At 36.6% G+C, this 14,846-nt stretch carries 11 protein-coding genes; 7 read left to right on the plus strand and 4 right to left on the minus strand.

Translation table 11 applies throughout. From position 1 onward, the window contains the following. The first annotated feature begins 113 nt into the window (after positions 1-113). Entirely contained in the window at positions 114-1,340 is a 1,227-nt protein-coding gene (hflX, locus tag B3C16_RS13195) for a GTPase HflX (protein ID WP_291132510.1), read from the plus strand. A 2-nt stretch (positions 1,341-1,342) separates the two neighbouring features. Here hflX and B3C16_RS13200 read toward each other — a convergent pair whose 3' ends face one another. Further along, on the minus strand, positions 1,343-2,125 hold the full coding sequence (locus B3C16_RS13200; RefSeq protein WP_121314946.1) for a THC0290_0291 family protein: 783 nt from the start codon (positions 2,123-2,125) through the stop codon (positions 1,343-1,345). A 266-nt stretch (positions 2,126-2,391) separates the two neighbouring features. Here B3C16_RS13200 and gdhA point away from each other — a divergent pair, with 266 nt between their 5' ends. From gdhA to B3C16_RS13225, 5 genes are all read left to right on the plus strand, one after another. Further along, positions 2,392-3,735, plus strand: coding sequence for an NADP-specific glutamate dehydrogenase (gdhA, locus tag B3C16_RS13205; RefSeq protein WP_291132512.1), 1,344 nt, complete (start codon positions 2,392-2,394; stop codon positions 3,733-3,735). A 162-nt stretch (positions 3,736-3,897) separates the two neighbouring features. Beyond that, positions 3,898-6,189, plus strand: coding sequence for a two-component regulator propeller domain-containing protein (locus tag B3C16_RS13210; RefSeq protein ID WP_291132514.1), 2,292 nt, complete (start codon positions 3,898-3,900; stop codon positions 6,187-6,189). A gap of 64 nt (positions 6,190-6,253) precedes the next feature. Continuing rightward, entirely contained in the window at positions 6,254-6,979 is a 726-nt protein-coding gene (gene recO, locus B3C16_RS13215; protein ID WP_291132516.1) for a DNA repair protein RecO, read from the plus strand. A 122-nt stretch (positions 6,980-7,101) separates the two neighbouring features. Continuing rightward, the gene (gene ileS / locus B3C16_RS13220) at positions 7,102-10,503 is read left to right on the plus strand and encodes an isoleucine--tRNA ligase (RefSeq protein ID WP_291132518.1); all 3,402 of its coding nucleotides are present in this window, start codon (positions 7,102-7,104) and stop codon (positions 10,501-10,503) included. A 12-nt stretch (positions 10,504-10,515) separates the two neighbouring features. Then, positions 10,516-10,896, plus strand: a complete 381-nt coding sequence (locus tag B3C16_RS13225; RefSeq protein WP_121312043.1) for a TraR/DksA family transcriptional regulator — start codon at positions 10,516-10,518, stop codon at positions 10,894-10,896. Positions 10,897-10,950: 54 nt separating this feature from the next. On the opposite strand, the gene B3C16_RS13230 is transcribed toward B3C16_RS13225, so the two are convergent. Next, positions 10,951-12,195 (minus strand): LVIVD repeat-containing protein, encoded by a 1,245-nt coding sequence (locus B3C16_RS13230; RefSeq protein ID WP_291132521.1) that lies wholly within the window; start codon positions 12,193-12,195, stop codon positions 10,951-10,953. Between the two features lie 187 nt (positions 12,196-12,382). Here B3C16_RS13230 and B3C16_RS13235 point away from each other — a divergent pair, with 187 nt between their 5' ends. Next, positions 12,383-13,012, plus strand: coding sequence for a lipoprotein signal peptidase (locus B3C16_RS13235; protein WP_121312045.1), 630 nt, complete (start codon positions 12,383-12,385; stop codon positions 13,010-13,012). Here the strand turns inward: B3C16_RS13235 and B3C16_RS13240 are convergent. Together B3C16_RS13240 and B3C16_RS13245 are read right to left on the minus strand one after the other, a co-directional pair. Continuing rightward, positions 12,987-13,553: a 5-formyltetrahydrofolate cyclo-ligase gene (locus B3C16_RS13240; protein WP_121312046.1), complete on the minus strand. Its 567-nt coding sequence runs from the start codon at positions 13,551-13,553 to the stop codon at positions 12,987-12,989. The two genes, B3C16_RS13235 and B3C16_RS13240, sit on opposite strands and share 26 nt — an antisense overlap. Then, the gene (locus tag B3C16_RS13245; RefSeq protein ID WP_121312047.1) at positions 13,546-14,784 is read right to left on the minus strand and encodes a pyridoxal-dependent decarboxylase; all 1,239 of its coding nucleotides are present in this window, start codon (positions 14,782-14,784) and stop codon (positions 13,546-13,548) included. Before B3C16_RS13245 ends, B3C16_RS13240 begins: the two co-directional genes overlap by 8 nt. Positions 14,785-14,846 lie beyond the last annotated feature (62 nt).

Below are 14,846 nucleotides of genomic sequence, written 5' to 3' on the forward strand. Positions count from 1 at the left end.
AACAATTATATTTTTTTTGGGAAAATAATTGAATTTAGCATTATGATTTGGTAAAGAAAATGTAACGAATCTTTAATTTCTTATCACTATTTTTGTACCTCAAATAGGATCGAATGTTAGAAAAAGAAGTAATAAATTTTGAGCGTACCGTAATTGTTGGAATTATTACTCAAAATCAAAGCGAAGAAAAGTTAAAGGAATATTTGGATGAATTAGAGTTCCTGACATTCACTGCTGGAGGCGAAGTAATCAAACGCTTTTCTCAAAAACTGGAAAGACCAAATCCAAAAACTTTTTTGGGCACTGGAAAAATGGAAGAGATAAATCTTTACATCAAGGAAAAAAATATCTCAACCGTAATTTTTGACGATGAACTATCACCTTCACAACAAAAAAATATATCCAAAATTTTAGATTGTAAGATATTAGACCGAACCAATCTGATTTTGGACATCTTTGCGCAGAGAGCGGAAACTTCCTATGCCAGAACCCAAGTTGAATTGGCACAATGCCAATACTTGTTACCACGTCTATCAGGAATGTGGACACACTTAGAGCGTCAAAAAGGTGGTATTGGACTTCGCGGTCCAGGAGAAACTGAAATTGAAACCGACAGAAGGATTGTCCGTGACCGAATTGCATTGTTAAAAGACAAAATCAAAACTATCGATAAACAAATGTCGGTTCAAAGAAGCAATCGAGGCGCAATGGTTCGTGTAGCTTTGGTAGGTTACACCAATGTGGGAAAATCAACTTTGATGAATGTCATCAGCAAAAGTGAAGTTTTTGTAGAAAATAAATTATTTGCAACGCTAGACACTACCGTTCGTAAAGTCGTTATCAGAAACCTGCCTTTCTTACTATCAGACACGGTTGGATTTATTAGAAAATTGCCTACCCAATTAGTAGACTCATTTAAAAGTACGCTTGACGAAGTTCGAGAAGCTGACTTGTTATTACACGTTGTTGATATTTCACATCCCGATTTTGAAGAACACATCAATTCTGTTAATCAAACGCTACAAGACATCAAGAGTAATGACAAACCAACCATTATGGTTTTTAATAAAATTGATGCGTATAAACACCTCGTTATTGATGCAGATGATTTAATGACTGAAAAAACAACAAAGCACAATACACTTGAAGATTGGAAAGCTACTTGGATGAGCAATGTTGGTGCAAAAAACGCCCTATTTATTTCAGCAACAAACAAAGAAAATTTCGAAGAATTCAGAGAAAGAGTTTATGAAGCAGTAAGAGAAATTCACATTACGCGATTCCCATACAATAAATTTCTATATCCGGATTATAAAGATGTAATTGAAGAAGAAGAATAGGCCTATTGTAAATAATAGATATATCCAAAATTCAACCAAACATTCCAATCATTAGCCTTGTTTTCAATGTAAACAGCGGGATCCGGATTTAAACCATCAACCCAATTGGAAAAATAATACTGCCAACGCAAGTCGATCATCAAATCAGAAAGCTCTGTCAACTTGTAACGGGTACCAATACTTCCTACTATTGACCAAACGGTTCCTCCTTGATTAGTAGTACCATCGTAGTATTTTATAGGAGTTGAAATTGGAGAATTTAATGGACCAAGTGTTGAATAAACTTCAGGATCATAAAAACTAAATTGGCCTCCCAAACTAAGAAATGGCGCCCACGCTCCAATCGTAGAACTAAAATCTCTGATACTCAAAGGGAAATACTCTAACTGCATCCCAACATTTGTAACAGCGGTACTTCCTCTCATGGCTCTCAACTGTTCCGCAAACAAAGAGGTTCTACTTTTATCAACCCATTTACCAAAATGCTGTAGCTCTGTTTTATTATAGGACAATTCACTTCTTAACTTAAAGTGATCGTTAAAATAAGTTTCAGGTGTATAACAATTACACTCTGCTTTATATGAAAAGTTTAAATAATGAATAATCCCTATTCCATATCCTGTATTACCAGCATTGGTAGCAAAATCATTACGTTCTCCATAATCAGATTGGAAAGCTACCGGACCAACAATTGCGCCTATTTCATGGGAAAAACCAAATTGAGCAAAAGCATTATTTGACAAGACAAATAACAGCAGGGAGGTTATGATAAATTTTTTGGGCATTTGCATACTAACAAGTTCAATTATCGACAAATATATAAAAACATCATTCAGTTATAAAATAAAATAAAAAATTGTTGGCATATATACGAAAAAAAGCAATAAAAGTTTTAAAACACAACATTTCTTATAAGCTTCTTTAAAATTCCTTAACATAAATTTAAAAATTCTGAGAATTTAAAAAAAATCACCCCCATATTTTTAATAAAATGTATATTTGTGCGATTTTACGAAAACGTTTTCTTAAAAAAATTTTAACAGTATATTTTATGTCAAAAAGTATTAACGATTTTATCGAATTGGTTGCTAAAAGAAACGCCAATGAGCCTGAATTTATGCAAGCAGTTAAAGAAGTTGCAGAAACTGTAATTCCTTTTATTGAAGAAAATAAAAAATACCAAAACAAAATGCTTTTGGAAAGAATGGTTGAACCGGAAAGAGTAATCATGTTCCGTGTAACTTGGATTGATGATGCCGGAAATACTCAAGTGAATCGCGGTTACAGAATCCAAATGAACTCTGCTATCGGACCATATAAAGGCGGAATTCGTTTCCATCCATCGGTAAATTTAAGCATTCTGAAATTCTTAGCTTTTGAACAAACTTTCAAAAACAGCTTAACAACATTGCCAATGGGCGGTGGTAAAGGTGGTGCTGATTTTGATCCAAAAGGAAAATCAGACAACGAAATCATGAGATTCTGTCAATCATTTATGACGGAATTATCTAAACACATCGGTGCTGATACTGACGTTCCTGCTGGTGACATTGGTGTTGGTGGAAGAGAAGTGGGTTACATGTTTGGTCAATACAAAAGATTAAGAAATGAATTCACCGGAGTTTTAACCGGAAAAGGTATTTCTTTCGGAGGTTCATTAATCCGTCCGGAAGCAACAGGTTACGGCGATGTCTATTTCGCTCAAAACATGTTGGCTACCAAAGGAGATAGTTTCACCGGAAAAACCGTAGTGGTTTCAGGTTCAGGAAACGTAGCACAATATGCAATCCAAAAAGCAACTGAATTAGGAGGAAAAGTAGTTACGGCTTCTGACTCTTCAGGATACATTGTAGATGCTGACGGAATTGACGCTGAGAAACTAGCGTACATCATGGAAATCAAAAACGTAAACTACGGAAGAATTTCTGATTATGTAGCTAAATATCCAAATGCAAAATTCATAGCAGGGAAACGTCCGTGGGAAGTAAAATGTGATATCGCTTTACCATGTGCAACTCAAAATGAATTAAACGGTGACGAAGCCAAAACATTAGTAGCCAACGGATGCATCTGTGTAGCTGAAGGCGCGAACATGCCTTCTACTCCTGAAGCAATTGAAGTATTTACGCATGCTAAAATTCTTTTCGCACCAGGAAAAGCTTCTAACGCCGGTGGTGTAGCAACTTCTGGACTTGAAATGTCGCAAAACTCTTTGCGTTTGAGCTGGACTTCAGAAGAAGTTGACCAACGATTAAAAGATATTATGGCCAACATTCACGCTGCTTGTGTGAAATATGGTACTGATGCTAATGGCTATACAGATTACGTAAAAGGCGCAAATGTTGCCGGTTTTGTTAAAGTAGCCGATGCCATGTTGGCACAAGGAATAGTATAATTGAGAATACCACCAACCATCCGAGGCGCCGCCTAATTATATGTAGCGCAGCGGAATAAAAACCTTAAAAATGCTCTCGTCACTGAGGGCATTTTTTATGTCAAAATACCAAAACGATAATTTTTACGTTTATACTATATTTGTAGGCCAAATTCTTTTCAAATGAAAAATTGTTTTTTGTGGTTGTTGCTGTTCTTTTTCCAAATGGGTTTGTCTCAACAAAACCAAAATTGGAAAGGCTATTTTTCATACAATCAAATTAAAGACCTTTCTGAATCAACCAATAAAGTTTATGCCGCTGCCGAAAATGCTTTGTTTATCAAAAACAATCTCTCCAGCGACATTCAAACTATTAATACAATAGACGGGCTTTCCGGACAAACCATTTCCGCCCTTTATCATAGCGACACTTTCAATAAAACTATCGTAGGATACCAAAACGGATTAATAATCGTAATCAACGATGCTGATGGAAGCATGCTCAATGTGGTAGATATTATAAATAAAAACATTCCGACCAATATCAAAAAAGTAAACCACTTTATGGAACATGATGGGATAGTTTATGTTTCTTGTGACTTCGGAATTGTACAATACAAATTAGCCACTTTAGAATTTGGCGACACCTATTTCATTGGCCCAAATGGTTTGGAAATAAAAGTACTCCAAACTACCATTTACAATAGTGATATTTATGCAGTAACTCAAGATTATGGCATCCGAAAAGCCGTTATTACCAATCCTAATTTGAATGATTTTGCCCAATGGGCCGTTTTTGATGCCGGTTATTGGAATGGAATCGCAAACTTTAACAACCAACTGATCGGATTAAACACTAACAATAGAGTCTACAAGTACAATGGGTTTTTCTTTAGTGAAGTAGGCATAATTGGACAACCGGGTCTAGACATTAGAGCAACTTCAAATTATTTGATAGTAACTTCAGCCAATCATGTTTTTATTTACAATACTACTTTGGGACAAATCATTCATCTTCAAAGTTCACAAATAACCAGCGCATCGGTGACATTCACTTGTGCCACAATTATAAACGAAAATATTTATATCGGAACTTCCGAAAATGGTGTTATAGCTTCCTCCATAAGTGCTCCGACTAACTTTGAATTTATAATGCCTAATGGGCCAATAAAAAACAACATGTTTGCCATCAATAGTTCTTCCTCTAATCTTTGGGCAGTATATGGCGGTTATGACATTTCCTATAATCCATACACTTATATTGGATTCGATTTAACAAAATTTGGAATTAGTAAATATGCAGCAACTGGTTGGCTAAATATTCCTTATTCAGATGTTTTGGAAGCTAAATCCTTGTCTAAAATAACCGTCAATCCTAATGATGAAACCCAAGTCTATATTAGTTCTTATCATAGTGGTTTACTCAAATTGGAAAACGATGTGCCGACAACTCTTTTAGACCACACTAACAGCGGATTGGAATCTTTGGGAACTGGCGTTAATACTAGCGTCAGAATAAACGGAACCGCTTTTGACCGACAAGGAAACCTTTGGGTAACCAATAGTAAGATTAAAAATGGGTTAAAAGTCTTAAGAACAACCGGACAATGGCAATCCTATGATATGGATGGTATTTTAGACAATTTTGTAGCCAATAATTTAAACAAAATTGTAATTGACAACAGCGGAACGAAATGGATGGCTACTCAGCTAGACGGTGTTATCGCTTTCAACGAAAATACCAATATTTTCAAAAAAATAACTGATGGTGTTGATTTAGGAAACCTTCCATCCAGAGATGTTCGGGCCATTGCCATAGACAATCGTAATCAGTTATGGATTGGAACCAACAAAGGCCTTCGTGTTTTGCCAAGCACAAGCAGTTATAACGGAACAGACCAAATGAAAGCCAATCCCATTATCATTTTGGAAGAAGATTTGGCGCAAGAACTTTTATTCGAACAATTCATCACCGATATTGCTGTGAACGGTTCTAATCAAAAATGGATCTCTACCGCAGATTCGGGTGTTTTTCTCTTTTCTTCTAATGGTCAAGAAACGATTTATCATTTTACCAAAGACAACTCACCACTTCCCAGTAATGTAGTTAACGATGTTGAAATCAACGCCGAGACCGGTGAAGTTTTCTTCGCCACTGATAAAGGTTTGGTCTCATTCCAAGGCACTTCAACCAAACCGGCAGACAGTTTACAAGACGTGTATGTTTATCCTAATCCGGTTCGTCCCGAGTTTGTTGGAACAGTTAAAATTGCCGGTTTAATCTCCAAAGCAAATATCAAAATCACTGATATCGAAGGCAATTTAGTTTATGAAACCACTTCCGAAGGCGGAACAGTCGAATGGGATACTACTGCTTTTGGCAAATACAAAGTAGCATCCGGAGTCTATATGATTTTTATCGCTGCAGAAGATGCTTCAGAAACTGCCGTTAAAAAAGTGATGATAATAAGATAATTTACGAATTATGAATTACAAATCAATATCTCGTAATTCGTAATTCTAAATTCGTAATTAACTAATGTTAGTCAAAACCAAAGCCATTGTCATTTCCTCCCTAAAATACCAAGAAAAAAGCTTGATAGTGAAATGCTTTACGCTTAGTGATGGCTTGAAAAGTTATTTTGTTCCCAATGCTTTTTCGGCTAAAAAATCCTCCCGAAGCTTCGGGACAAAAATGGCTTATTTCCAACCGTTGACTTTACTCGAAATTGAAGCCAATCACAAGAATAAAGCCACTTTAGAACATTTCAAAGAAATCAAACTTTCTACAGCTTATCACACCATAAATACCGATGTCATCAAGAGTACAATGGTAATTTTTCTTTCGGAAATTCTCCATCATAGCATCCAAGAAGAAGAAAAAAACGAAAACTTATTTATCTTTTTAGAATCGGCATTACTTTGGCTAGATAATCATGAAGAAACCTCTAACTTTCATTTGATTTTAATGTTGGAAGTCACCAAATTCCTTGGTTTCTATCCCGACACTTCTGAAATTGGAGGCAAACATTTTGAAATGAAAGATGGCTTTTTTACTCCGTTTCTAGGAATCGGCTGTCTTAGCGAACACGAAACGCATCTGTTCAAAAAACTCATCGACTTAAAATTTGACAGTAACCAAAAGGTTTTCGCCGGAGTGGAACGCCAAATACTACTCAAAATCCTACTCGACTATTATGCAATCCATCTTGACGGATTCAAAAAACCAAAATCTCTAGACGTTTTAAAAGAAGTTTTTGCTTAAATGTTTAAAAAATCACAAGTCTTTCTTAATTTTCAGCAAAAGTCTATTCTCTTTTCTCTATTTTCTATTCTCTTTTATCAAAATTCCTTACTTTCGCAAACTGATTTAAGAAAACGACAAAAATGAGTACTAAGTTTACTGAATACAAAGGACTTGACCTACCAACCGTAGCCTCTGAAGTTCTTGATTTTTGGAAAAAAAATAACGTCTTTGAGCAAAGTGTAACTTCACGTGAAGGTGCCACGCCTTATGTGTTTTTTGAAGGACCGCCGTCTGCGAATGGCTTACCCGGAATTCACCACGTAATGGCACGTGCGATAAAAGATATTTTTTGTCGTTATAAAACTCAAAAAGGTTTCCAAGTGAAGCGAAAAGCAGGTTGGGACACACATGGTTTGCCTGTTGAACTAGGCACCGAAAAAGAATTAGGCATCACAAAAGAAGATATCGGAAAAACCATTTCCATCGAAGAATACAACGAAGCATGTAAAAAAACTGTTATGCGTTACACTGACGTTTGGAACGACTTAACCGAAAAAATGGGCTATTGGGTTGATATGGAAGATCCGTATGTGACTTACAAATCCAAATACATGGAAAGCGTTTGGTGGCTTTTGAAACAAATCTATGATAAAGGTTTATTATACAAAGGCTACACGATTCAGCCCTATTCTCCAAAAGCCGGAACCGGATTATCTTCACACGAAGTAAACCAACCGGGAAGTTATAGAGATGTTACCGATACAACGGTTGTAGCGCAGTTCAAAACAAAAAACGAAACCTTACCCAACTTCCTTCAAGGGTTTGGTGACATCCACATATTGGCTTGGACGACCACGCCATGGACGTTGCCAAGTAACACGGCTTTGACTGTCGGGCCAAAAATAGATTATGTTTTGGTGAAAACCTTTAACCAATATACTTTCGAACCGGTAAATGTTATTTTGGCTAAAAATTTAGTCGGAAAACAATTCACCGGGAAATTCGTGGTTGCTGAAAACGACAGTGATTTTGCCAATTACAAAGCCGAAGATAAAAAAATACCATACCAAATTTTAACCGAATGTAAAGGTGCAACTTTAGTCGATATCCGTTACGAACAGTTAATGCCATTGGTTTTACCATATCAAAATGCTGAAAATGCTTTTAGAGTAATTTCAGGAGATTTCGTAACTACCGAAGACGGAACCGGAATCGTTCACACCGCGCCGACTTTTGGTGCCGATGATGCCAAAGTCGCCAAAGAAGCAACGCCTGAAGTACCGCCAATGTTGGTTTTAGACGAAATCGGAAATCCTGTACCGCTTGTTGATTTACAAGGGAAATTCATCCAAGGTTTGGGCGGATATTCCGGGAAATATGTAAAGAACGAATACTACGAAGCCCATGAAGCTCCGGAACGTTCAGCCGATGTCGAAATTGCCATCCAATTAAAAGAAGAAAACAAAGCTTTTAAAGTAGAAAAATACGTTCACAGTTATCCGCACAGTTGGAGAACCGACGAACCGTTGTTATATTATCCGTTAGATTCTTGGTTCATCAAAGTAACCGATGTCAAAGACAGAATGTTTGATTTGAACGACACCATCAACTGGAAGCCAAAAGCCACCGGCGAAGGTCGTTTCGGGAATTGGTTGAAAAATGCCAACGATTGGAACTTATCACGTTCAAGATATTGGGGCATTCCATTGCCAATTTGGAGAACCGAAGACAAACAGGAAGAAGTGCTTATCGGTTCGGTAGAAGAACTATACAACGAAATCGAAAAAGCGATAAAAGCCGGAGTGGAAACTACAAATCCTTTCAAAGGTTTTGAAGTGGGCAACATGAGCGAGGAAAACTATAATTTAGTGGACTTGCATAAAAATGTAGTTGATAATATCACCTTAGTTTCTCCGTCAGGCAAGCCGATGAAACGCGAAAGCGATTTAATTGATGTTTGGTTTGATTCGGGCGCGATGCCTTATGCACAATGGCATTATCCTTTCGAGAACAAAGATAAAATTGACGAAAACAAAGATTTTCCAGCCGATTTCATCGCCGAAGGTGTTGATCAAACTCGTGGTTGGTTTTATACTTTACACGCTATCGGAACGTTGGTTTTTGATAAAATTGCCTACAAAAATGTAGTGTCGAACGGTTTGGTACTAGACAAAAACGGACAAAAAATGTCCAAACGTTTAGGTAATGCTGTTGATCCATTTACAACCTTAGCAGAATATGGTCCGGATGCAACGCGTTGGTACATGATTGCGAATGCGAATCCTTGGGACAACTTAAAATTTGATATCGAAGGCGTTGCTGAAGTACGCCGTAAATTCTTCGGAACGCTATATAATACTTATTCGTTCTTTAGTTTGTATGCGAACATTGACGGATTCAAATACGCGGAAGCGGAAATTCCATTAAACGAAAGACCTGAAATTGATCGTTGGATTTTATCCGAATTGCATACGTTGATTAAAGTCGTAGATGAAGCTTACGCCGATTATGAACCAACCAAAGCTGCAAGAGCTATTTCCGACTTTGTTCAAGAGAATTTGAGCAACTGGTATGTTCGTTTGTGCAGAAGAAGATTCTGGAAAGGCGAATACGGAACTGATAAAATTGCCGCTTACCAAACCTTGTATACTTGTTTGTTGAACGTAGCAAAACTGTCAGCACCCATCGCACCATTCTTTATGGACAAACTTTACAGAGATTTAACGCAGGCAACACATACAGAGGAATTTGAGTCAGTACATTTGGCGAAATTTCCAAATTCGGTTGAAAACTTTGTTGATAAATCACTTGAAAGCAAAATGATGAAAGCACAGACGATTTCATCACTCGTTTTATCACTCCGTAAAAAGGAAATGATAAAAGTGCGTCAGCCTTTGCAAAAGGTAATGATACCAATACTTGACGAGCATCAACGTGCTGAAATCGAGGCCGTTTCCGACCTGATAAAAGCCGAAGTAAACGTCAAAGAAATCGAACTTTTAGACGATGCGTCTGGGGTTTTGGTGAAGCAAATCAAGCCGAATTTCAAAACACTCGGTCCGCGTTTTGGTAAAGACATGGGTTTGATTTCCAAAGAGATACAAAGTTTTACAGCGGAACAAATTAATGAATTAGACATTAAAGGTGAGTTAACGCTTGTTATTTCAGGAAAAAGTATAATTTTATCCTTAGAAGACGTAGAGATTTCTTCCCAAGACATTCCGGGTTGGTTGGTAGCCAATGCAAATGGCATAACTGTTGCGCTAGATATTACGCTTACCGAAGAATTGAAAAACGAAGGTATCGCCAGAGAATTGGTTAACCGAATCCAAAACCTTAGAAAAGACAGCGGATTTGAAGTGACCGACAAAATAAAAGTTCATTTACAACATAATGATATATTGGCGAAAGCCATACAAGAAAACGAAAACTATATCAAATCAGAAACGTTAACCGAAACCTTAGTTTTAGACAATGAAGTTTCCAATGGTACTGAGATAGAGTTTGACGAGATAAAAACAAGAATATTAATTTCTAAATAATTACGAAAGATTATGGTAGAAGAAAAATTAAGATACTCAGATGCTGATTTAGCAGAGTTCAAAGAAATTATTTTAGCGAAAATTGAAAAAGCAAAAGCCGATTTAGACTTGATAAAAAGCGCCTATATGAATGATTTAAACAACGGTACTGATGACACATCGCCTACGTTTAAAGCTTTCGAAGAAGGAAGCGAAACCATGTCAAAAGAAGCCAACTCTCAATTAGCAATTCGCCAAGAGAAGTTTATTCGCGATTTAAAAAATGCGCTTTTCCGTGTGGAAAACAAAACTTACGGTGTTTGCAAAGTAACCGGTAAGCTGATTTCAAAAGAAAGATTGAAAATAGTTCCTCACGCCACTATGAGTATAGAAGCTAAAAATTTACAACGATAATAGATAATACTTTACCAAGTATAAAAAAGCCCCGATAAATCGGGGCTTTTTTAATTATAAATCTATTTCGCTTATCGGCGTCAAAGTGAAATTCGGACCGTAACTGTATTGGGTTATGTGATTATTACCAACCACAATCAAATGACTGTCCAATGGAATAATGTCTTTTACATTGATTGGATACGTGTTTTCTAAAGTAAGATTAGCGCTATTGACAGCATTAAAAACCTTTAAACCATTGTTTCCGCAACCTACATACAAAACGCCGTTTTTAATTCCCAAACCATAAGGTTCATCAAGTAAATACGTAGAAAGCAAAGTTGGAGCAGCAATATCGGTCACATCAATTACGTTAATTTGATCGTCAATGGCACCACAAGAAGAACCTCCTCGAACTGTAATATAAGCCGTATTTCCATAAACGACTACAGGATCACAAGCCGTAGCATGCGAAAATCCGGAAACAAAAAAGGGATTAAATTCATCTTCCGCATCAACGGTATACATTCCGGTGGTAGAACCAACAAATAAAATTTCTTTTTGGATGAATAAAGTTTCAAATACACCACCGCCAAACCATTGGGTCATATAAACTTCTTTGTCAAAAAAAGCATTAACCGGATTGGCTATATTGAAAACATTCAACTTATAAGCATCAATCGTGTAAAGCGCATCGCCATTAATTTGAAAACGTGCATAAGAACCTCCGGTGCCAATATTCCCACCATTAGCACTTTCAAAGGAAGCCAAAGCATCATTTGCTAAAGTTATAAATTCGCCTTCCGGTCTGTTTCTCATTTGAATGTCAAACCCGGTGATGATTTCGTCGCCTGTCGGATAAACGGTGTAATCATAAAACTCAGCCTCTTGGGGAAAAGTTGGGGAAAAAGCAATACTATTTTCAATGGTTCTAACCAAAGTAATATTTTGGATATTAGAAATATCAAAAACCAACAAATCCACAAAATTGTCAGCATAGAGGTAATTCCCTTTTACAGAAATATTATGAACACCATCCAAATTGATAAAGGCAATATTCACCGGAGAAGCCGGATTGGTATTATTAAATATGTGAACGCCTGATTCTTGAGCAATGTAAAAAAGATAATCTTCTGTTACATAAATTTTTCCGTCCGATTGGGTTTGTCTTGCCGCTGTAACTGATACATCAGCTCTGATGTCGGCTAAAGATTTTACTGTTGGAACTGCGAATTTTGCCAATTCAGCATTGTCGTCATTGTCACAAGAGACTGCGAAAATTGAAAAAAAGAAAAGGAGGAGTAAATAAGATTTTTTCATATCAATAGTTTTATTGGTTACTGTTTTCTTGTGGATGCTAAAAAACAGATTTGGTTGCTTCCAAGAGTAAAATTAACGATTCTTTTGTTACCATTTGTAAAATGTATAGTATGAGATTTATAACTAAAAAAATATTATGTTTTTTATGTAATAATATTGTTATTTTTGCGCCAATAAAACCCGAAGAATGTCATTACGCAATTCCATTTTAATCATCGCTGTTATTTTATTGATCGATCAATTTACCAAGATTTATATCAAAACCAATTTTGTTTATGGTGAAGCGGGTCAAATTGACATCACCAATTGGTTTAAAATATTGCTGATTGAAAACGAAGGGATGGCATGGGGAACAAAAATTCCGGGAGAATACGGTAAATTATTTCTAACGCTTTTCAGAATTTTAGCAGTTTTCGGAATTGGATATTGGTTGTATGATGCCAGTACCAAACACAGTTCAAGATATTTAATGGTTGCCATTGCTTTGATATTTGCAGGTGCTGCCGGAAATATAATCGATTCTGTTTTCTACGGTGTTATTTTTGATGACAGCTACGGCCATTTATCAACCATGTTCTCTGACCAACCTTATGGCACTTGGTTTCATGGAAAAGTAGTCGACATGCTATACTTCCCGATTATCGAAGGACACTTTCCGGATTGGTTACCCATTTGGGGCGGACAACCTTTCAAATTCTTCAATGCCATTTTCAACATAGCCGATATGGCGATTTCAACCGGTGTTGGTATTTTAATCGTTTTCAACAAAAAGGCTTTCGCCAAAAAAACGGCTATCGAAAACTATACAGAGTCATAGGCGTTATACAATAATCCAAACGAATATCAATTACCGAAACATCTTCTATTGAATCTTCTGGTTCAAAGAACGACAAACCTATTTTAACCACATCTTCTTTGCATTGAGACAAAAAATTATCGTAAAATCCTTTGCCATAACCTACTCGATTTCCCTTTGCATCATAAGCCAAAAGCGGCACAAAAACCACGTCAATTTTTGAAGTGGGCACTTCTATTCCATCAACGGGTTCATAAATATTATACTCGTTTTTTTGAAACTTGGTATTGTCTGTTAACAAATAGTTGGTCATTTCGAGTGTTTCAAAATTGCTTTTAGCGACCACAATTTCTTTGTCTTTTCCCGCTAAAATTTGCAACACAAACTCGGTATCGATTTCCTTTTGTTCTTCAATAGTCAGAAACAAATGAAAATAAGTGTTGTCCCAAACATCTAATTGCAACAACCGATTGGCAATCGCCAAACTTTTATCTTCCAATTCTTCTTGAGATAATCGCTGGCGAAGTTCTTTGTATTTTTTGCGTAAGTCTTTTTTAAGCATAATTAATAACCGTCAAATCTTCTATAAAAGTAGTCAAATGTTCTACTTCTACATGATCCATCAACACAATTTTGTACCACTTGTTGTTGCCGTCATGTTGTTGTGGCACTAAATCGTATTTTTCGGCTATTTTTTCGGGAATATACTCCGCTTTAATCGTCACTATATTCATAAATGGCTCACGGAAATACTGAATATTCATCGCGTCCAATTGGTTACACAAAAATTGTGTACGCATTTGCAAGACACTAACTTTCTCAAACCAACCGTTGGGTCCATAAGTGAATAGTATCATCCAAACCGCCACAGCATTAGCTCCGCTTCGACTTCCGCATAATGTTAAATCCATACCTTCTACGTATTCGGCTTCTTTGGTCAGCACGTTTTCGATATAGCCTTTTCGGCAAATAAAAACACCGGTTCCGTAGGGTGCTTGTAACATTTTATGCGCATCAATAGTGATGGAACTAATCTTCGGATTGCTAAAATTAATCACCGATTCCTGATTGCTGAACGGATAAACAAAACCACCGTAAGCTCCGTCAATATGCAATTTATACTGTAAATGATGTCTATCAAAAACTTCAATATAATCTTCCGGATTGTCAACTGAGCCAAACATGGTGGTTCCCATATTGGAAACCGCAATGAAATATTTTTTCCCTTCTTTTTGAGCAGTAAGAACCATTTGGTCCAATACATTTCTATCAATTGAACGCGTGTCAAAATCTACCGGGATTTTTAGCCAATCCAATTGTAACACGTTAGAAGCTTTCGGGATTGAATAATGGGTATCTTCTGAAGAAATTATAGCAATCTCTTCTCCTTTTGCTTCAAAATTATTGATGAAATAATTGCGAAACATCCAAATCGCTTGAATATTAGCTTCGGTTCCGCCGGGCGAAATATAACCGTCAAAAGAATCTATTTCGGCTTTAAAAATATCAACCGCAATAACGTCTAAAACTTCTCGTTCTATGTCGTGCGTTCCGCTAAATGCCTTTTCAGAAGTGCCAAAAGTGTGACAACCGATATTGTTCGGATTTGCCACATAAGTTTGCAAAATAAGCGCATCTTTTAAAAATGGTGCGTCGTCATTAAATACTCTGCTGTCTAATTTTGATGCAGGATATCCTAATGAAATGTCTTTTGAAAAATTGACATTAGACCGCAATGCCTTTTCAATACGATCCTTTCTTCGGTCGTTGGTGAGTTTCTTCCAGAATTTCATACCTAAAATTTTTATCAAAACTAAGGCTTAGTCTCCTCAAAAAACATGATAAATGTTAGGCT

Origin of the sequence: Flavobacterium sp. UBA7682 (assembly GCF_002482945.1) — a bacterium.
Taxonomy (GTDB): Bacteria; Bacteroidota; Bacteroidia; order Flavobacteriales; family Flavobacteriaceae; genus Flavobacterium.

What these genes read in the sequence shown, in the direction of transcription:
- hflX (WP_291132510.1), top strand. Translation starts at nt 114, where the DNA reads ATGTTAGAAAAAGAAGTAATAAATTTTGAGCGTACCGTAATTGTTGGA.
- B3C16_RS13200 (WP_121314946.1), bottom strand. Translation starts at nt 2,125, where the DNA reads ATGCCCAAAAAATTTATCATAACCTCCCTGCTGTTATTTGTCTTGTCA.
- gdhA (WP_291132512.1), top strand. Translation starts at nt 2,392, where the DNA reads ATGTCAAAAAGTATTAACGATTTTATCGAATTGGTTGCTAAAAGAAAC.
- B3C16_RS13210 (WP_291132514.1), top strand. Translation starts at nt 3,898, where the DNA reads ATGAAAAATTGTTTTTTGTGGTTGTTGCTGTTCTTTTTCCAAATGGGT.
- recO (WP_291132516.1), top strand. Translation starts at nt 6,254, where the DNA reads ATGTTAGTCAAAACCAAAGCCATTGTCATTTCCTCCCTAAAATACCAA.
- ileS (WP_291132518.1), top strand. Translation starts at nt 7,102, where the DNA reads ATGAGTACTAAGTTTACTGAATACAAAGGACTTGACCTACCAACCGTA.
- B3C16_RS13225 (WP_121312043.1), top strand. Translation starts at nt 10,516, where the DNA reads ATGGTAGAAGAAAAATTAAGATACTCAGATGCTGATTTAGCAGAGTTC.
- B3C16_RS13230 (WP_291132521.1), bottom strand. Translation starts at nt 12,195, where the DNA reads ATGAAAAAATCTTATTTACTCCTCCTTTTCTTTTTTTCAATTTTCGCA.
- B3C16_RS13235 (WP_121312045.1), top strand. Translation starts at nt 12,383, where the DNA reads ATGTCATTACGCAATTCCATTTTAATCATCGCTGTTATTTTATTGATC.
- B3C16_RS13240 (WP_121312046.1), bottom strand. Translation starts at nt 13,553, where the DNA reads ATGCTTAAAAAAGACTTACGCAAAAAATACAAAGAACTTCGCCAGCGA.
- B3C16_RS13245 (WP_121312047.1), bottom strand. Translation starts at nt 14,784, where the DNA reads ATGAAATTCTGGAAGAAACTCACCAACGACCGAAGAAAGGATCGTATT.